The 16,881-nt window shown below is 40.2% G+C and carries 18 protein-coding genes; 10 read left to right on the top strand and 8 right to left on the bottom strand.

All coding sequences use genetic code 11. The annotated features are described in order from the left end of the window. Window positions 1–118: 118 nt before the first annotated feature. The 3 genes from HCZ11_RS11250 (at window position 119) to HCZ11_RS11240 (ending at window position 4,138) form a co-directional block, all read left to right on the top strand. The gene (locus HCZ11_RS11250; protein WP_167658442.1) at window positions 119–2,368 is read left to right on the top strand and encodes an Ig-like domain-containing protein; all 2,250 of its coding nucleotides are present in this window, start codon (window positions 119–121) and stop codon (window positions 2,366–2,368) included. 159 nt (window positions 2,369–2,527) lie between these two features. Next, window positions 2,528–3,454, top strand: coding sequence for a hypothetical protein (locus tag HCZ11_RS11245; RefSeq protein ID WP_368484047.1), 927 nt, complete (start codon window positions 2,528–2,530; stop codon window positions 3,452–3,454). Window positions 3,455–3,544: 90 nt separating this feature from the next. Next, window positions 3,545–4,138: a hypothetical protein gene (locus HCZ11_RS11240; protein WP_054562892.1), complete on the top strand. Its 594-nt coding sequence runs from the start codon at window positions 3,545–3,547 to the stop codon at window positions 4,136–4,138. A 2-nt stretch (window positions 4,139–4,140) separates the two neighbouring features. Here the strand turns inward: HCZ11_RS11240 and HCZ11_RS11235 are convergent, their stop codons facing one another. Beyond that, window positions 4,141–4,506, bottom strand: coding sequence for a hypothetical protein (locus HCZ11_RS11235; RefSeq protein ID WP_130050302.1), 366 nt, complete (start codon window positions 4,504–4,506; stop codon window positions 4,141–4,143). A 127-nt stretch (window positions 4,507–4,633) separates the two neighbouring features. Here HCZ11_RS11235 and HCZ11_RS11230 point away from each other — a divergent pair, with 127 nt between their 5' ends. Beyond that, window positions 4,634–5,080 (top strand): TerB family tellurite resistance protein, encoded by a 447-nt coding sequence (locus HCZ11_RS11230; RefSeq protein WP_130050303.1) that lies wholly within the window; start codon window positions 4,634–4,636, stop codon window positions 5,078–5,080. 3 nt (window positions 5,081–5,083) lie between these two features. Here HCZ11_RS11230 and HCZ11_RS11225 read toward each other — a convergent pair whose 3' ends face one another. Beyond that, a complete protein-coding gene (locus HCZ11_RS11225) occupies window positions 5,084–5,653 on the bottom strand; it encodes an NADPH-dependent FMN reductase (RefSeq protein WP_130050304.1) in 570 nt (189 codons plus the stop codon). Between the two features lie 133 nt (window positions 5,654–5,786). Between HCZ11_RS11225 and HCZ11_RS11220 the strand changes: the two genes are divergently transcribed. Beyond that, a complete protein-coding gene (locus HCZ11_RS11220; protein WP_130050305.1) occupies window positions 5,787–6,680 on the top strand; it encodes a LysR family transcriptional regulator in 894 nt (297 codons plus the stop codon). Here HCZ11_RS11220 and norR read toward each other — a convergent pair. Further along, window positions 6,677–8,239 (bottom strand): nitric oxide reductase transcriptional regulator NorR, encoded by a 1,563-nt coding sequence (gene norR, locus HCZ11_RS11215; RefSeq protein WP_167658440.1) that lies wholly within the window; start codon window positions 8,237–8,239, stop codon window positions 6,677–6,679. The genes HCZ11_RS11220 and norR overlap by 4 nt on opposite strands. 156 nt (window positions 8,240–8,395) lie before the next feature. Here norR and HCZ11_RS11210 point away from each other — a divergent pair, with 156 nt between their 5' ends. Together HCZ11_RS11210 and hmpA are read left to right on the top strand one after the other, a co-directional pair. Then, window positions 8,396–9,628 (top strand): NnrS family protein, encoded by a 1,233-nt coding sequence (locus HCZ11_RS11210; protein WP_167658439.1) that lies wholly within the window; start codon window positions 8,396–8,398, stop codon window positions 9,626–9,628. 20 nt (window positions 9,629–9,648) lie between these two features. Next, window positions 9,649–10,812, top strand: a complete 1,164-nt coding sequence (hmpA, locus tag HCZ11_RS11205) for an NO-inducible flavohemoprotein (protein WP_167658438.1) — start codon at window positions 9,649–9,651, stop codon at window positions 10,810–10,812. A gap of 33 nt (window positions 10,813–10,845) precedes the next feature. Here the strand turns inward: hmpA and HCZ11_RS11200 are convergent, their stop codons facing one another. The 3 genes from HCZ11_RS11200 to HCZ11_RS11190 all read right to left on the bottom strand — a co-directional run bounded on the left by HCZ11_RS11200 (window position 10,846) and on the right by HCZ11_RS11190 (window position 13,576). Continuing rightward, window positions 10,846–11,220 carry a hypothetical protein gene (locus HCZ11_RS11200; RefSeq protein WP_130050309.1) on the bottom strand — a complete coding sequence of 125 codons (375 nt, stop codon included), beginning with the start codon at window positions 11,218–11,220 and terminating at the stop codon, window positions 10,846–10,848. Then, entirely contained in the window at window positions 11,213–12,823 is a 1,611-nt protein-coding gene (locus HCZ11_RS11195; RefSeq protein WP_167658437.1) for a S41 family peptidase, read from the bottom strand. The genes HCZ11_RS11200 and HCZ11_RS11195 overlap by 8 nt, the downstream gene beginning before the upstream one ends. A 99-nt stretch (window positions 12,824–12,922) precedes the next feature. Continuing rightward, window positions 12,923–13,576 carry an endonuclease gene (locus HCZ11_RS11190; RefSeq protein ID WP_167658436.1) on the bottom strand — a complete coding sequence of 218 codons (654 nt, stop codon included), beginning with the start codon at window positions 13,574–13,576 and terminating at the stop codon, window positions 12,923–12,925. A 115-nt stretch (window positions 13,577–13,691) separates the two neighbouring features. Here HCZ11_RS11190 and HCZ11_RS11185 point away from each other — a divergent pair, with 115 nt between their 5' ends. Beyond that, window positions 13,692–14,045, top strand: a complete 354-nt coding sequence (locus tag HCZ11_RS11185) for a VOC family protein (RefSeq protein ID WP_130050311.1) — start codon at window positions 13,692–13,694, stop codon at window positions 14,043–14,045. Here HCZ11_RS11185 and HCZ11_RS11180 read toward each other — a convergent pair. Further along, entirely contained in the window at window positions 14,020–14,745 is a 726-nt protein-coding gene (locus tag HCZ11_RS11180; RefSeq protein WP_130050312.1) for a hypothetical protein, read from the bottom strand. The genes HCZ11_RS11185 and HCZ11_RS11180 overlap by 26 nt on opposite strands. Before the next feature lie 158 nt (window positions 14,746–14,903). Between HCZ11_RS11180 and HCZ11_RS11175 the strand changes: the two genes are divergently transcribed. Beyond that, window positions 14,904–15,284, top strand: coding sequence for a hypothetical protein (locus HCZ11_RS11175; protein ID WP_130050313.1), 381 nt, complete (start codon window positions 14,904–14,906; stop codon window positions 15,282–15,284). 7 nt (window positions 15,285–15,291) lie between these two features. Here HCZ11_RS11175 and HCZ11_RS11170 read toward each other — a convergent pair whose 3' ends face one another. Next, window positions 15,292–15,729 (bottom strand): PaaI family thioesterase, encoded by a 438-nt coding sequence (locus HCZ11_RS11170; RefSeq protein ID WP_130050314.1) that lies wholly within the window; start codon window positions 15,727–15,729, stop codon window positions 15,292–15,294. A gap of 161 nt (window positions 15,730–15,890) precedes the next feature. On the opposite strand from HCZ11_RS11170, the gene lexA reads away from it, so the two are divergent. Continuing rightward, a complete protein-coding gene (gene lexA / locus HCZ11_RS11165; RefSeq protein WP_130050315.1) occupies window positions 15,891–16,508 on the top strand; it encodes a transcriptional repressor LexA in 618 nt (205 codons plus the stop codon). Window positions 16,509–16,881: the final 373 nt, after the last annotated feature.

Here is a 16,881-nt window from a genome sequence, read left to right as displayed (position 1 = left end):
GGCCAAGGCCGCGTTTTTATTTTTGGTGTATTAATTAAAATTACAATATTTAGTTTTATGGGTACAATCTACAATCTACAATCTACAATCTACAAACAATAAAAGTAAGGTGAATTGCGTGAGTTACAAGTTAAAAAGGAATTTTGGAGCGGTTCTAGTCGCTGCTTTAATGATGGTTGGATGTGGCGGTGGTGGAAGTGACTCAGAAGCTCCCATTGAGGAGCCATTAACAGTTTCAATAGATGGTCCTGCAAGTGTATCGGAGGATGATGGGTTTACGCTGCAAGCAAATATAAACAAAAGTGATACTGATGTCTCATTTCAATGGCTTGATTCAGAAAACAGCATTGTAAGTGATAAGGCGATATTAAAAGTAGAATCATTTGATGTGGTTGAAGATACTGCATTTAAATACAGGTTATACGTATACTATGAAGGTAAAGAGTTTAAGGCTGAGCATACAATTAATGTAAAGCATCGCATTAATGTTTGGAAACAACCTTTAGATGCAGCTAAAACAGTTTTACTATTGCAAAACGTACTTCTCGATGAAGCACAAACTATTAGTAATCACTTGTTAGCAAAGCTTGAACGAAAAAATATCGACCTCGATAAAGTATGTGAAAATGGAGGGTTATATACTCTTTCATATTTGGATAATGATGATTCTAGCACTATTTCTGTAGGGGATGTATTACAGGAATCTTTTCAGGATTGTTCTGATTATTACCGCAATACCTTAAGTGGTCTCAGAATAGTTACGATTTTAGAGGCTGACCTGCAAAATGGTGTTATTGAGTTTAACGTCAACAACAGTGATATTGAAATACTGGAAAGTGTTTACTCATATAATGAGTTGATGACGTTTAAGGGGAGCTACTCTACTCACTTTTCATATTCACCTAGCGTTCGAACTATAGCTATAGCTGCAGATGAAAAACTCCAAGGTATATCTTTAAAGCCATTTAGCTACGAAGAAGCTTTTTATTACGTCAATATTAAAGAATTAAACATTGAAAAAGTAATCGACTTTAATACAGCGACTTACACTATAGATATCAATGGCACTGTTAATGATACAAATTTAAATGGTGAGTATAGTTTCTCTCAAGAAGATGCATGGTATGGGTACTTTATGGAGTATCCGCATAAAGGCTCTATTAAAATTAGCTCAGCAAAAGAGTCAGTTCTACTTGCTAGTAATTTTGTTTCAGATTCTGAAAAGCTAAACGTTAGCTATAGTGAAGAGCAGCGTCAAATTTATTGGTCCAGTTACCTCGTTTCAGCTATGTCTTCGTTTAATATATTTAACAATATCAAAACATTTCGGGCAGATAACTTTGAGCATGTGCTTGATACTGGAAGTGTTAATAATAATTCTGTTCAGTTAGATGGTCCAGTATCGTTAATTTTTTCAAGACCTGTAGCTGCTGATACCTCTGCCAGTGCATATTTTCAAACTCCATTAGGGTATAAGTATATTAATATTCCAGCTAGAGTTGAGGTTAATGGTGCAATAATTAATATTTATCCAGAACAGCCATTAAAAGCTGATACAAACTATGAGTTACATGTTTCGGGTATTACAAGTATTACAGGACAAGAGCATAGCTGGATAGATTTGGATATAAAAACTACTGATAGTATTATTCCTAATCTAACAAGTTCTAGCTATTTTTATCAAGACAATCATTATCCTACGCTGAGTGTTGTAGGCAGTACTTTCAATGAAGGCCAAGCTCAATCTTATAAGTGGGTTGATTTATATAGTGCTGGTATAGAATTTGATGACGAAAATGCAGTTTCTACAAGTTTTAGCTTACCAGAAGGACTTGAGTCAGATATAACCATTGAAGTGATGATAACTAATGATCTAGGTGATGTTGCAAAAGAAAGGATAATTTTGCAGTACTTACCTTACTCAGGAACATATCTTTTTATTGATGGTATTGAAGGTGATTACGTTAGCCAAGGTGAGAAGATAGTAGAGACGCTGACAACGGGGGATTTTTCTGTATCTCGTGATTCAAATGATCAATCCCACTTGCAGTTTTCTTTTTATAATGATGAAAGTTATTGGAATATAAACCTGAAAGCCCCTCGTGATTCAAGCTTGTCTGTTGGCGAATATTTAAATGCTACTCGCTACCCTTTTCAAGATGAATCGTCAGCAGGATTAGAGCTTTCTGGTATGCATAGAGGGTGCAATACGCTTTATGGGCATTTTGAAATATTTGAATTAGAAGAAAGTTCTAATGATGAAATTCAAAAATTAGCTGTAAATCTTACACAGATATGTGGAAGTGGAGAATCTCCAGAGTTAAAAGCTTATATTCGATTTAATTCAGCAGTACCATTAAATCAATAACTATAGATATTGAAACGCGGCCAAGGCCGCGTTTTTATTTGTTTCTAAAAAAGAAAGTTGCTAATTTGGTTGGTAAAATAATGAAAACAACAAATAACTATGTGGCCTCTTTCTCCTAAATCTATCGGCATCTTGATGGGTGTGCTTTATGGCATCAGCATGCGCATCTTTCTTGAAGTTAGCGAAACGTTTAATTTCGGTAGCCTCGTTACTATTTCGTTTATGTTTTTAGTGCCTGTGGCTATTGGGTTTATACGGGTACATTTTGAATATAATCAACTGTCGCCGATGACATATGGAAGAATGGCGGTAGTCGCTTGGCAGCCTATTTTTGTGTTCTTATTTGTCAGCGTAGTAACTCTTTTAGAAGGAAGTATCTGCGTTGCAATGGCTCTCCCTGCATTTATGTTTTTTGCTAGTATTGGCGGTATATTAGCAGGGCTATGTCATCGCCTTTGGGAAAAGAAAAGCAACAAAGCGGTGATGTCGGTAGCTTTGTTGCCGTTGATCCTTTCTCCTTTAGAGCTCAACTTTTTACACTTATCGAAAACTTACGAAGTTAAAAATGCGATTGTTATCAATGCGCCTGTTGATGTTGTGTGGCAACAATTAGCTAATGTTAGCCAAATTCATGAGGGCGAATATCCAAGTTCATTTTCGCAATTAATTGGTATTCCTAGGCCAATTCGAGCTGATATGAGTGGTGATGGGGTAGGTGCAATTAGAACCAGCCAGTGGCAGAAAAATGTTGTATTTAAAGAAGTGATAACCGAGTGGCTGCCGACTGAGAAAATGCTTTATAACTTTGAGATTGACCCTGAGTTAATTCCTGATCATGCACTTGATCAGCATGTGAAATTAGGTGGTGAATATTTTTCGCCGCTGCATGGTGGTTATGAGTTAGTTACAAGTGGTAATAATCAAACGCTGTTAAGCCTTAAAACGACGGTACTTGATAACACTAACTTTGGCATTTACTCACGAGTATGGGGGGAAGTGATCTTTCAGGATTTTCACCGAGCACTTCTCAAGCTAATGAAAGATCGCGCTGAAAATGACAATAAATTAGTTGTAAAAACAGGATGACCACTCGCTGTCTAGCAGCTTATCGTAATTGTTTTCTTTATGGCCATTAAACCATTAGCCTAGACTGAAATTTTATTTAGGGAACACACCATGAAATACTTAGTGGCATCGATGCTCGTGGCAGCATCATCAGTAGCGGCTGCACGACCTGCGCCGTTAGTGTCAATTCCAAGCCATGATGGCTTTTTTGACAACATTGCAGCCCATTGCGGTAAAGCTTACGAAGGTAAAGTGAGCGTTGATAACGCGGCTGGTCCAAGCTCGTTTGCGGGCAAAAAGTTAGTAATGCATGTACGTCGTTGTAACGAGCGTGAGTTACAAGTGCCATTTCATGTGGGTGATGATGCATCTCGTACTTGGATCATCACAAAAACTGGCAGTGGTTTGAGTTTAAAGCATGACCATCGCCATAAAGATGGCAGCGATGATAAATCAACCATGTATGGTGGTCATACCCTTGATGCTGGCTTTGCTAACGCGCAGTCGTTCCCGGCTGATCAATATTCAAAAGAGTTGTTTGTTAGCCAAGGTATTCCCCAATCAATGGGTAACACGTGGCAAATGTATATTTATCCTAAGCAATTTACTTATCGCTTAGTACGTGAAGGACGTGAGTTTCGCGTTGATTTTGACTTAACTAAACCTATCACGCCGCCAAGCGCGCCGTGGGGATATGAAGACTAGTATTATTTAGCTTCGTCTTCACACTGTAAAACAACCGTTAAAGGTGGCTGATAGGCGCGTGGTTTAGTTGGAAAACGTTCATACTCCTGCACCCCATCAGTCACTCTTAGCATAAATGGTTTGTCTCTACATAAGCGGTTTGCATGGCGCAGTAAGAATACGCTTTGATTGCGAAAGTGCTTGTAGTCGTCAGACTGAATTTCGAGGTGGTAGCGGCCGTCGGCTAATGCAGTTTGGTTATAATGGACTTTCTCGTCAAAATCATAGAGTTTTTCTGTTTCGCCTTTTGCAGCTTGCGCATAACTGCATCCAGCTAATATTAAAAAGGCGCTGATTAATAGTGCTTGTGTACTTCTCACTTCACTCATAAACACTTAACTCCATGTGATTAATACCTTGTTTCATCGTGATGTTGAACCTGAATTAGCATCCATAGTCAAACTAAGGTAACGTTATGTCTTACATGTAGTTTAACACCCAAAAAGGGAAAATGTGATGCTCAATAAAATAAAACAGCTGTTTTCAGCTTTGAACGATACCCAATCTAATATTTCTGAGCATGACCTAAAAACCGCCGTTGCTGCGTTATTAATTGAGGTTATGCGAGCAGATGATGAGTTACAAGATGATGAGCAACAGACCCTGAATGAGACCTTAAAGAAGTACTTTTCTCTTACCGATGAAGAGGTTCAAGAGTTAGTTGCAAGTGCGTCTCAGCACCTTGATGATGCGATAGATTATTTTCAGTTTTCAAAACAAATCAATGCCCAATGCAGTGCCGAGCAGCGTATTGATATCATCGAGCTGTTGTGGCGTTTAGCCTACGCAGATGGCAATTTAGATAAGCATGAAGAAATGGTTATTCGCCGCGTTGCAAGCTTACTGTATGTAACCCACGAAGATTTTATCGCTGCTAAGCTAGCAGCGACAAAACTAAGTTAGCAATTATTTATTTAATTTGCTCGCTACGCTCACAAGTTGCTGGGCAAGGCTCGCAACTTGCTCGGCTGTATCAGCATCGCTGATGCGGCCTTGTTCATCTAGTTTTGTGTGGATAGCAGAAACTGCTAATTGATCAGCAAGTATGATACTGCCAATTCCTGATAAAATATCACGTACGTGATTTAAACCTCGTAAGCCGCCTAAACCACCTGGCGAAGCTGCATAAAGCGCCGTGATTTTATTACGAAATGCTGGAACCGCGCCTTGCTCTGTACGGGATGCCCAATCGATTGCGTTTTTAAGTGGTGCTGTAATTGAACCATTATACTCTGGACTAGCTAATAAAATGCCGTCAGCAGCGCGAAGCTTATCTTTTAACAATTGTGCGCCAGCTGGCGTGCCTTGCGCTTCAATATCTTCATCAAATAAAGGCAAGTTTAAATCGCTTAGTTTTATCACTTCTACTTCTGCACCACTTTCGAGGGCGAAGCGTGCAGCTTCATTAATCAGTTTTTGATTAAAGCTGTCTTTACGTAGACTGCCTGCTAGGGCAATAATTTTTGGTGCTGTCATGATGGCTTCCTTTTTTAAGCTTCACTGTTGTTGATACACTCACTGCTGATACGTTCACTGTAGCAAAAAACAGCTTGCAGAAAAGCCCAATAAACGCAAAACTTATGTGCGTATATGCACACAAGGAGCCGCTATGGCGATTCAATTTGATGATTGGCAAGATGTAAAAGTTGCTTACGAGGTGGCAAGGCTCGGTACGTTAACCGCTGCTGCCGAATCACTGGGGGTTCATCACAGCACGGTTCTAAGACGAATTAATAATTTAGAAGACAACCTTGATGCACGGCTATTCCACCGCCATGCCCGTGGTTATACAGTGACAGAAATTGGCGCTAAGTTATTTGCTACAGCTAAATCGATTAACGTTGAGCTTGATAAACTTCACAACGATATAATTGCTGCTGACAGTCAGTTGCGAGGGAGTTTATTATTAACCACTGTCAGTGGTTTTATTGATGTGCTGAGTGATGTGTGTGAGCAGTTTCAAAATCTGCATCCACAAGTGCAGCTCGAAGTTATTCTTGATCAAAACCGTTTACGCCTTGATCATGGTCAGGCGCACATCGCTGTGCGAGCAGGCCCTCGCCCTGATGAAGGCGACTATATTGCTCAGCATTTAGCTGAGCTTTCGTCGGGGTTTTATGCCTCAAAAAGTTATATTGAAAAGTACGGCATGCCAAAGAATATTCAGCAGTTACAGCAGCATAGTTTTGTTTCTGGAGTGGCTGGCTATAACGGTAAAGTGCCTTATTTTGCATGGGTTGATCAGCATATTGAATCAGCGCAAATTAAGTTACGTGTATCTGAAACCTCGGAAGCCACGCGGGCTATTGTTAGAGGCTTGGGGATCGGTGGTTTACAGCATGAAGTGGCGAGCCAATACCCTGATTTGCTGCCTGTACTTCCTAAAGAGCTGAGCTGGCCAACAGACCTTTGGCTGGTGACACACCATTTGGTACATCGCACAGCCAAAGTACAAGCATTTAGCCAACTTTTAAAAGCCTATTTTAAAGCGTTAAAAGCTTAAACAGATTTTTTAATGCTAATGCCTAGCCGTTTGGCTAGGCGCACAAGGTTGGCTCTATCAACGCTTAAACTGCGCGCTGTGGCAGCCCAGTTTAGGTTGTGTAGTTCAAGTTGCTGCATGATAAGCTGATAGCTAAAAGCATCGGTTGCCTCTTTGAGCGATAAGCCAGTGATTTTTTGTTCGTTAACAGCATCTGGGCTTGGTGTAGCAATCGCAGTTTTATCAATATCACAATGCTGAGGCTCGATTGTGACAATGCTTTGTTGCCATTGCTGTTGCTTTGCTTTGAGTGCAGCACGACTAATGACATGTTCAAGCTCTCTCACATTTCCAGGCCAATCATATTGGCGTAGTAGTAATTGTGTATCAATACTGAGTTTAAGTTGTTTAATGCCAAGCTTTTTAGACGTTTGCTCAATAAAAAAACCCGCGAGTAAAATAACATCGTTATCGCGCTCTTTTAATGGTGCAACATGCAATGGGTAGACGCTTAATCGGTGATAAAGGTCTGCACGAAAGCGTCCTGCAGCTACTTCTTGCTTTAAATCTCGGTTGGTTGCCGCAATCACTCTGACATCGACATAGCGGCTTTGGTCTTCCCCCACCGTTTGTACTTCACCGCTTTGTAAAACGCGTAATAGCTTACTTTGCATAGCGAGCGGAAGTTCGCCAATTTCATCCAAAAATAAGGTGCCGCCATCGGCGAGTTGAAACTTACCCTGACGAGCAGTATGTGCGCCAGTAAATGCCCCTCTACTGTGACCAAAAAACTCACTCTCTGCCAAATTATCAGGTAATGATGCGCAGTTTAGGTGGATCAACGGCATATCACGGCGCTTAGAGTTTAAATGGATATTACGCGCAACTAATTCTTTACCAACCCCAGTGTCTCCTTGAATTAATACGCTAAATTCTGAGGCAGCAACCAGCTGGATATCATTTTTAAGAGTCGTCATGGCTTGGCTATTGCCAATAATTTCAACACCTTCTCGCGTGAGTGCCTCGATATTAAGCTGCTGTGCAACTTGGTGGCTATGCTGTGCGTGTTGCCTAAAGTGCTGCAAGGTCAGGGCATGCTCAACATAGCCTGCTGCAAGTTGTTTCAATTGATTGAGCTCGTTAATAGTTAAAGCGTCAAAGGCATGTTCATCTAAGCTATCAAAGGTTAAAACGCCAAGCAGTTCGCTACTAGCTTTTGTGCTAAATAGCGGCACGCCCATGCAGGCATGAACTGGAAAGTCGCCATGCTGGCTTTCTAATAAGCCGTCATAGGGATCAGGGAGACCACAATCTTTGGCGAATTTAAGGGGCTCAGTACCACGGCATATTTCAAATAAGCGAGGATGCTCCATAATTTTAAAACGCCTTCCTAACGTATCGTCCGAGAGTCCTTGCTGGGCTACGGGCTTTAATACATCGCCTTGTTTTAATAATAAGGCGACTGCATCACATTCAACCCAATCATTAATGCAACTCAATAAATAGCTGAAATTGTGATCAACACTGCTTGCTTTCGTAAGGGCAAGTGCAACATCAAGAATTGATTTTTTGAGTGGCATGTCAATTTGACCTGAATATGTTTTTTTGATGCTTTTGATAGTGTGTCATTTTGACATTTTTATCAAGTATTTAATTTTAATGTATTGATATTTATTGGTTTTTATTTTTGGCTCGAACTGTGCAATAGCTAAGGAAATTAAACGCTGAGAGCCCTAATGAAAGTCATTAACTTAACTGAACCTATGCCAAGTAGTATTAAATTTTATCAAATCAATCAGTGGCCGTTATGGGCATTAGCATTTAGGCCTTTTTTCTTGGCTGCTAGTGTTCTAGCTGTGTTTGCAATGAGTTACTGGTTATTAATTTTGGCGGGAGTTGCGCATTGGTATTTAGCATTGCCGGCAACCCTTTGGCATGCTCATGAAATGTTGTTTGGCTTTGCTGGCATAGTTGCTATGGGATTTTTGCTAACCGTTGCGCAAACATGGACAGGCGTCCCTAGTGTCAGTGGCATTAAGCTTTGTTTGCTCAGTGTTATCTGGCTTGCTGCAAGGCTTAGTTTTTTTATTGATATTGCTGGGGTCGAACAGCTAAACCTTTATATTGTAAGTATATTGCAGCTAGCATGGTGGCTGGCTGGGATTATTATTCTAGCTGACATGCTGATACAAGCGAAAAGTAACCACAACTATTTATTTATCGTTATCACATCTTTGCTTTGTGCGCTAAATATGATTTTTTTGAGCTTAGTTGTGCTTAATAAAATGTCGCTTGCGCTTAGTGTTGTTGATACTGGCGTGCTGATCATGACTCTTCTAGTTGGCGTTCTAGCTGGTCGAGTCGTGCCGTTTTTTACCACGCGAGGTCTTAACTTGAGTGAGCAAGTTAGAACGCCAAAGCTTGATAAATTAGTTGTGTTTAGCTCATTTTTTGCCATTACATGGTTCTTTATGAGTCAGCTGTTTTTTAGTGCGATGAGCACTGGTTGGATTTTTGCTTGGCTTGCTAGTTTACATGCCACAAGGTGTGTTTTGTGGTGGCAAAGAGGGGTTTTAAAAGTACCTCTGCTTTGGTCATTGCACTTAGCTTATTGGGCTTTATCTGTGGGTTTAGGACTCATTGCATTAAGTTTTTATAGTGCCAGTATTTTATTCAAAGACGCACTTCACCTGATCACTGTCGGCACCATTGGCTTGATGATAATTGCCATGATGGTGCGTGTATCTCATGGCCATACTGGCAGGGCACTGCAAGTCCCTACGTTTATTAGTATGGCATTCGTATTAATTGCTTTCGCTGCCATTGTACGCTCGGTACTTCCTCCTTTTTTAGGTCACCATCTTACATGGCAGTTAAGTGCTTTGTTGTGGGTTGTTGGCTTTAGCTTATTTTTATTTCATTGTGCGCCCATCTTAGTGAATCGTCGTGTTGATGGTCGCCGCGGTTAAACTCTCTAATAGGAAAAACTATGTTATCTGAAAAAACGATCCAGATTGTTAAAAGTACTTTGCCGTTGCTTGCAGAAGCAGGACCTCAAGTTACTGAGTATTTTTATGATCGTATGTTTAGCTACAATCCAGAGCTTAAAAATATTTTTAATATGACTCACCAGCAATCAGGTACTCAACAATTTGCGTTGTTTAATGCCTTGGCTGCCTATGCTGCAAATATTGATAATTTGGCAGTATTGAAAGGTACGCTTGCGCGTATTAACCATAAACACACCAGTTACCATATTTTGCCAGAACATTACCCCATTGTTGGTGGGCATTTGATTGCAACTTTAAAAGAGTTACTGCCTGAGCAATTTACGCCTGAGGTCGAGTATGCTTGGCGTGAAGCCTATTCCCTATTGGCTGATGTATGTATCAACGAGGAGATGGCGTTATATCAAAAAAACAAAAAGGCAACGGGCGGCTGGTTTGGTACCCGCACTTTCACCATTACAGAAAAACGTATGGAATCTGCACAAATTTGTAGTTTTACATTAACGCCTACTGATGCAAAGCCTGTTGTAGCGTATTTACCGGGTCAATATTTAGGGATTAAAGTAACGCCAGCGAAGAGTGATTTAACTCAAGTTAGGCAATACTCTTTATCGCAGCAAAGTAATGGCCGCAATTATCGCATTAGCGTGAAAAAAGAAGGTTTAGTGTCTAATTATTTACACAGTTTAAGTGAGGGTGATGAAGTAGAAATTTATCCACCCGCAGGCGATTTTGTGCTTTGTGAAATTGATTCCCCTATTGTGCTAATTTCGGCGGGTGTTGGTCAAACTCCATTGATGGCGATGCTTGAAACATTATTGAACAATCAACATAGCAAGCCAATCCATTACTTGCATGCTTGTGATAGTCAAACGCAGTTTGCCTTTGATGAGTATTTACTAAAGCAACAGCAAGCACATGCGTTATTTAATTGTGTTTCTTGGTTTAAGGATGGCAAGGGAGGGGACTTTGCGGGCTTAATGGATGTAAATCACATTGCTGATAACTTACCAATTAGCGAGGCTGACTTTTACCTATGTGGTCCAATCGCATTTATGGCAATGATAAAAGAGCAGCTGCTAAGTTTAGGGGTTGCAAGTGAACGAATTCATTATGAGGTGTTTGGACCTCACCAAACGCTATAATGAAAAAAGGCGCAGCTTTTGCTGCGCCTTTTGTTAGTTTACTTCGCACTCTACATTAGGTAGTGGAATACGTAGCTCTTTTTTAGGGTAGTAAAGTAGGCATTGCTCACCTGATTTTTGTAAAACAAATTTCTCAGAAGGAATTGCATGAGCGCCCATAATAGGGAGGCCATCCGGCCCTTTGTTGGTGCCGTGATCAATCAATAGCTCTGAACTTTTAGTAAATACATTGTCGGCTAGTGTGACGATAGCACCACCTTTGGCGGATTGAATAGCCTGCTGTAACTCCGTAATCACACCTGGATTTACGCGAACAAGCGTAGCATCTTGCGGTTGCTCCGCTTGGGTACTTTTACAGCCCGCTAAGCTTGCCAGTAAAGTGCAGGTTAATAACAGTGTTTTATTCATTATTACCTTCCTTCGCTGGTAGCGGACGGGTTAAATCCATATTATTTTTGTAAAGCGGCTGCTTAATTGTAAGTGGTAGCCCTGTTTCTTGAATTGCTTGTGATGTAAAGCTTGGTTGCTTAGCACTTGAGGACTCCACCACAATTGGGCAGGTATTATTTTCAATGTGATAAAGCGCCGCACTTAGTAATGCTTCATCATTATCACCTAACTGATGGTTAAAGTCGTCATCAAGCTCACAGCCTTTTACATCGGCAGCGAATTGCGGTGAAGGAGAGGGTACTAAGCCATCAGAGTATTCTCCAAAGCCTTTGTAATTCACACCCGTTAATTGAATGCTATAGTAAGTTGTTGCACAATTATGCGTTGGGGTAAAACCATAGGGTTTACCGCAAGTTTTACCACCTATTAAAACAACCTCGGTGTCTATGCCTTTTAAGCCATTTATAAGTGCTTCAGATGCTGAACACGTATTATCAGTGCTTAATATATAAACTGTAGATAAGTTTAAGTCAGGTAAAGAGGTATTTGTTGCCTCAAAGTTAGAATAATCGATTTCAAAATCTATAAACGGGTATGGATCGCTCTTGGGCTGCTTGTCATTTTCAATAGTTTGGTAGTAAAAATAGTCACTCGTATTAGCTGGACCCGCAACCATATAGGCAAGTTGTGAAGAAAGCGCTAATAAACCACCGCCATTGTATCTAAGATCGATCACGAGCTCGTCAATGTTATTGGCTTTGAACTTATTCACAGCACTTATTAGCTCAGGCTGAGCAATACTGAGAAAGCTATTAAATTGCATATACCCAACTTTTGTACCGTTCTCAGTTGTTAAGGTATCAACATTCTGAACGGGCGTTTGAGCAATATTACCGGCTACTAGAGTAAAGGATTTTTCAGTACCATCATTACTGCGTATAACAAAGTTGTGAGAGTCGCCGGCCGTAGGTCCAAATAACGCTTCATTTAAAATATTTACGCCTTGTTGGGTATTAGTGTCAATACTAATGTCGTCAACCATTAAAATAGTATCACCGCGTTGTAACCCAACATTTGCAGCAGGTGAGTCATCCTCTAAATAGGCAACACGTAGCTCTCGTGGCGGAACATTACTGATAAATGCCCAATTGATACCATAGCCAGAAACCACGCCTGATTGAGATTCCTGGAAATACTCCTCTGTTGGTCTAGTGAAATGGAATTGATCTTTATAAGCTCCTGAGTCGGTTCTTTCGAATGTTTTTAACTGGTCGAAATAAGCGGCGACAGAGCTGAAATTATCAGGATTATTGTCTTCTATTTCGTCGTACCAAAGGTAGGTTTCGTCACTCCATGAACGTAACCACATCTTCTCGGTAAACTCAGAGCCAGCAGTATCTGGGTAAGGCTGATTATTGTTATAAGGATCATTGCCTGTGCGCGGTAAAGCGCATTGATCTTTAAATTCACTTGATGGCTCAAAAACACCAGCGGTCCAAGTGGGTTCTGAACTTGTTGTGTTGTTATTGCTCGAAGAGCCACCGCCGCCACCGCAGCCAGATAGAGACGCGCCTGAGACTGCTAAAAATATTGCTAAGGCGAGTTTATTATTGTTAAACATATTTGCTTCCTTTCCGATAGTATTTCTTAAAAATTAGCAATTACTGTATCTGAAAGCAATAAATTGTAGCGCCTCAAATGTAAATGAATGTGCTTTTAGTTATAAAGACTTACGGTTACTAATTTCAGCTACTTTGAGCTTCTGCCATGACTCAAATAGCTTACGTTGTTTGTTAGATATTTTTAAGCCATAGGTTTTTTGCATATAAAAGTAGGTATCGGCTATTTGCTTTCTTGCATAAATCGGTGGCTCAAATACACGTTGCTTAAAATCGATTTTTACTGGGCAAGCTCCATAACTGGCACTAGATGTTGCGACTATTCCGTAGCGAAAATTAGAACGGTCTGCATTGATCTCGCCAATAGCTGGAGCGAGGTTATTTATGTCGGCTTCCATTTGACGAAATTTTTCACTGACCTTAATGCAGTTTTTACGTCCGCCATCCTGCCAGCATTGTAATTGATGACCAAACTCCCACGCAGGTACTATATGCTCCCATTCTATTCTTTTTGCTCGAGCGTTTTCGTTTCCTGAGCGGGTAATGGCGTTTCTTGGAATATAACCACAAGCTTCAGGGTCTGGTACAAGCTTTTTACCTTGGCGCTTTATATCGCAGCCACAATATAAGCTTTTACTATTGCTTGGTAGATTCTTAATTAAGTGCTTTTTTGCACTGTAAAAGCTCGAAAATTGTTTAGCGGATACAGGGAAAGTAAAAATTAAACAAAGGGTTAAATATAAAAATAAACGCATATCCATCACATCAGTGAACTACAGGAGTAGCTATTTTAGAGCTACTATTCTAAAAAGGAAAAGTTTTTCAACTCAGCTATAGTTGTTAGGCCGTTTTATTAGAGGAATTACAACTATGTTATTAGGTGCCTTTTCTGTGAGTTTAAATGTGAAAGATATCCATGCTTCAAAGCAGTTTTATGAAAAACTAGGCTTTAAAGAATTTGCCGGCGAAATCGAGCAGCATTGGTTAATAATGAAAAATGGTGAACATTTAATAGGTTTGTTTCAAGGCATGTTTGATAAAACCATGCTGACCTTTAACCCAGGCTGGGATCAAAATGCTGAGGCACTGGTAGAGTTTGCCACTTTTGAGCAATTAGCCGCGCATTTTCAGCAACAAGGGTTAGAAATACAAAAAGCCGGTGACGCGAGTTTTATTATCACCGACCCAGATGGCAACCCTATTTTGATTGACCAGCACGTTTAGCAGGCTTTTTACGTTTTAAACGAATGTTCTGTAGCAATAAAATAATCCCCGTAATACAAAACAGTACGCTGGTGGCCGAAAAGCTAATTAGAAGTGGGTTATTAAAGTTTTCGCGCTCATCATAATCCATGATGTGTAGCATCCAGAAAAAGTCGAAAATGCGCCATAGGGAGCTGCGCACTGTAATGACTTTACCGGTTTGGCTATCTAAATATAAGGTTGTTGTCAGCCAATCATCAAAACTCACTTGCCAAACATTGGCCTTGTGAGCTACTTCTCTTGGTCCTTTGGTTAACAGCTGTGCTTGCGTGATATTTGCGTTAATAAGTAAGTGAGTTCTCGCGTTTTCAATTATTTGTGCTTTATTCGGCGCAGGCATTTTATCACCTGTTCTGCCATCAAAATTAAAGGAGCCGCTCGGTGCCGTGACTTCTATGATTGGCGACTCTAAAAAGTGGCTGTACTTGATACTTTCAATTTGTTCAAATTGTGCCGTTATTTTATCGATAGAAGCAGAGTAGTCTGACACTAAAAAAGGGTTACTTAGACTGCGATTTGCTAGATGTTTTCCATGCACTTTTTCAAGCGGCAATGAACTCATTACAAGCCCACCTAATAGCCAAAAAAAGATCTGCAAAGCAAGTAAATAGCCTAGCCATTTATGCCCTTTACGAGCATATTTGAACATGCGTTTATTCATTACCACCCCGTTATTATTGTTATATGGGCGCTATTTTAGGTTGTTTAGCTGTATTGCCAATGCGGCAAAATGTCGCATTAACTGTATTCTAGATTTGGTATATATACAAAACTGAGTTAAAGTTTCAGTCGATATCAATAGAGGATAAAAACGAGAGTATGTCGGAAATTCAATTTTTAAATGTAGATCTGGAGCTTGAATCAAAGCACGATATTAGTGCGCTTGTTGCTGATTTGAAGAAAAACGCTATGGTTTTACATTATGACCAAGATGAATACCGTCAACTTGCACGCATTGAAGCAACTGCAGATATCAGCTCTCCAGACAAAGCGATTAACCAGCTTTGCGAATTAATTGAATCTTGCTCGCGCAATGCATTAAAGCAGTGGTTATCTTGTTCAAAACGTACATTTGATTTAGGTTTTGAATCGGGTAACTCGCCAAAGTGCTTTAACCAACCCCTGCATGCAGATACCTTGTTACGTATCTCAGCAATTGGCGCAGGGATTGAAATTACTATTTATCCAGTCGAAAAGTAAACTGAATTTAGCGCTCTACGACTGCTGCGGTCATTCTTGATACGCAGCACAGCTCCCCAGCAGCATTGGTAATTTTGATATCCCAAACAGAGGTGCGCTTACCTAAATGAAGTGGTCTGGCCGTTGCCGTTAATGTCCCTTTTCGAGACGCTTTTATGTGGTTGGCATTAATCTCTTGACCAACAGCATAGAATTTATTGAAATCAATCACAAAGTTGGCTGCATAGCTTGCCACTGTTTCTGCTAACACAACGTTTGCTCCGCCATGAACCATGCCCATAGGGTTATGGTGTTCAGGAATTGCAGGCATGGTGGCCACTAAATAATCATCGCCAATTTCAGTCACCTCAATACCCATCGTTTTCATTAAAGTGCCTTGCCCGGTTACTCCTTGTTCCAAGTCTTTACATTGCTCCAGCGTGATTGGGTGGTGCCAAATACTCATTGTGTTTCCTTAACATGCGAATTAAAGCTAATACCTTATGGCATCTTTCATTGCGGTTCAATGTTAGTTTTGTAGCAATATGATGGAGTTAATTTAAATTTGCGATTTTCAAATAACTGTATATACTCACAGTTAAATGTACTGTATGGAAAACCAGTTGTATGCGCCCATTAACTAAACGCCAATCGCAAATCTTAGAACTAATTAAAGTCTTTATTAAAGATACAGGCATGCCGCCAACACGCGCTGAAATAGCTCAAACATTGGGTTTTAAAAGCGCCAACGCCGCTGAAGAACATCTAAAAGCACTGGCAAAAAAAGGCATGATCAAAATGAAGCCTGGAGCGAGTCGTGGTATTCAGTTGATTGAAGAAGATGAACCTGAGCAGTTAGGTTTACCTTTGATTGGCCGTGTTGCAGCTGGTGAGCCAATTTTGGCTCAGGAGCATGTCGAAAGTCATTGCCAAGTTGACCCTACGTTATTTAAACCAGCCGCTGACTTTTTACTACGTGTAAATGGCATGAGTATGAAAGATATTGGTATTATGGACGGTGACTTGCTTGCAGTACATAGAACACAAGTTGCTGAAAATGGACAAGTTGTTGTAGCTCGAGTTGATGAAGATGTAACTGTTAAGCGGCTAGAAAAAGCAGGTCGGAAAGTACTTTTACACGCTGAAAACGAAGAGTTCTCACCTATTGAGGTTGACCTTGAGCATGAATCTTTCAATATTGAAGGGTTAGCTGTAGGAGTCATTCGTAACGCTGACTGGATGTAGTTGTCCCTTATTTGGTGCACTAAATTGACTCAATTTGGTGCGCCATTGTGATTTTGCCACTTAATTAGGATTTGTGAATCCTTACTCTTTATTTAAAGCCTTATATGGCGCAGTTTTCCTCTCTTTTTGTATATTCTTCGTAAACCATAACATTAAATAACGCGCTGATTATAGTTGTTATTTCTGCACCAAAATAAACATTTATTATCACTAAAACTTGCTTATTGGTCATTTTTTAACTAATTGGTTAAAGCAATGTATTAACACCTGATTAATAAAAAGACACAAAAATGTGCGAGGTGTTAGACAGGGGGCCAGTATCATAAGTGAGTTAAAATGATACGTAGTCGCTCTGAACAATAAAAAAAACGAA

Origin of the sequence: Pseudoalteromonas sp. HF66, assembly GCF_011806445.1 — a bacterium.
Lineage (GTDB): Bacteria > Pseudomonadota > Gammaproteobacteria > Enterobacterales > Alteromonadaceae > Pseudoalteromonas > Pseudoalteromonas apostichopi.
Note: the sequence above shows the minus strand (reverse complement) of the source record. Positions and strands in the feature narration are given on the sequence as shown.

Excerpts from the sequence above, each read along its gene's own strand:
- HCZ11_RS11235 (WP_130050302.1), bottom strand. The coding sequence starts at position 4,506 with ATGAGTGAAGTGAGAAGTACACAAGCACTATTAATCAGCGCCTTTTTA.
- HCZ11_RS11210 (WP_167658439.1), top strand. The coding sequence starts at position 8,396 with ATGAAAGTCATTAACTTAACTGAACCTATGCCAAGTAGTATTAAATTT.
- HCZ11_RS11175 (WP_130050313.1), top strand. The coding sequence starts at position 14,904 with ATGTCGGAAATTCAATTTTTAAATGTAGATCTGGAGCTTGAATCAAAG.
- hmpA (WP_167658438.1), top strand. The coding sequence starts at position 9,649 with ATGTTATCTGAAAAAACGATCCAGATTGTTAAAAGTACTTTGCCGTTG.
- HCZ11_RS11220 (WP_130050305.1), top strand. The coding sequence starts at position 5,787 with ATGGCGATTCAATTTGATGATTGGCAAGATGTAAAAGTTGCTTACGAG.
- lexA (WP_130050315.1), top strand. The coding sequence starts at position 15,891 with ATGCGCCCATTAACTAAACGCCAATCGCAAATCTTAGAACTAATTAAA.
- HCZ11_RS11170 (WP_130050314.1), bottom strand. The coding sequence starts at position 15,729 with ATGAGTATTTGGCACCACCCAATCACGCTGGAGCAATGTAAAGACTTG.
- HCZ11_RS11200 (WP_130050309.1), bottom strand. The coding sequence starts at position 11,220 with ATGAATAAAACACTGTTATTAACCTGCACTTTACTGGCAAGCTTAGCG.
- HCZ11_RS11225 (WP_130050304.1), bottom strand. The coding sequence starts at position 5,653 with ATGACAGCACCAAAAATTATTGCCCTAGCAGGCAGTCTACGTAAAGAC.
- HCZ11_RS11230 (WP_130050303.1), top strand. The coding sequence starts at position 4,634 with ATGCTCAATAAAATAAAACAGCTGTTTTCAGCTTTGAACGATACCCAA.
- HCZ11_RS11245 (WP_368484047.1), top strand. The coding sequence starts at position 2,528 with ATGCGCATCTTTCTTGAAGTTAGCGAAACGTTTAATTTCGGTAGCCTC.
- HCZ11_RS11185 (WP_130050311.1), top strand. The coding sequence starts at position 13,692 with ATGTTATTAGGTGCCTTTTCTGTGAGTTTAAATGTGAAAGATATCCAT.
- HCZ11_RS11180 (WP_130050312.1), bottom strand. The coding sequence starts at position 14,745 with ATGAATAAACGCATGTTCAAATATGCTCGTAAAGGGCATAAATGGCTA.
- HCZ11_RS11190 (WP_167658436.1), bottom strand. The coding sequence starts at position 13,576 with ATGCGTTTATTTTTATATTTAACCCTTTGTTTAATTTTTACTTTCCCT.
- HCZ11_RS11195 (WP_167658437.1), bottom strand. The coding sequence starts at position 12,823 with ATGTTTAACAATAATAAACTCGCCTTAGCAATATTTTTAGCAGTCTCA.
- norR (WP_167658440.1), bottom strand. The coding sequence starts at position 8,239 with ATGCCACTCAAAAAATCAATTCTTGATGTTGCACTTGCCCTTACGAAA.
- HCZ11_RS11240 (WP_054562892.1), top strand. The coding sequence starts at position 3,545 with ATGAAATACTTAGTGGCATCGATGCTCGTGGCAGCATCATCAGTAGCG.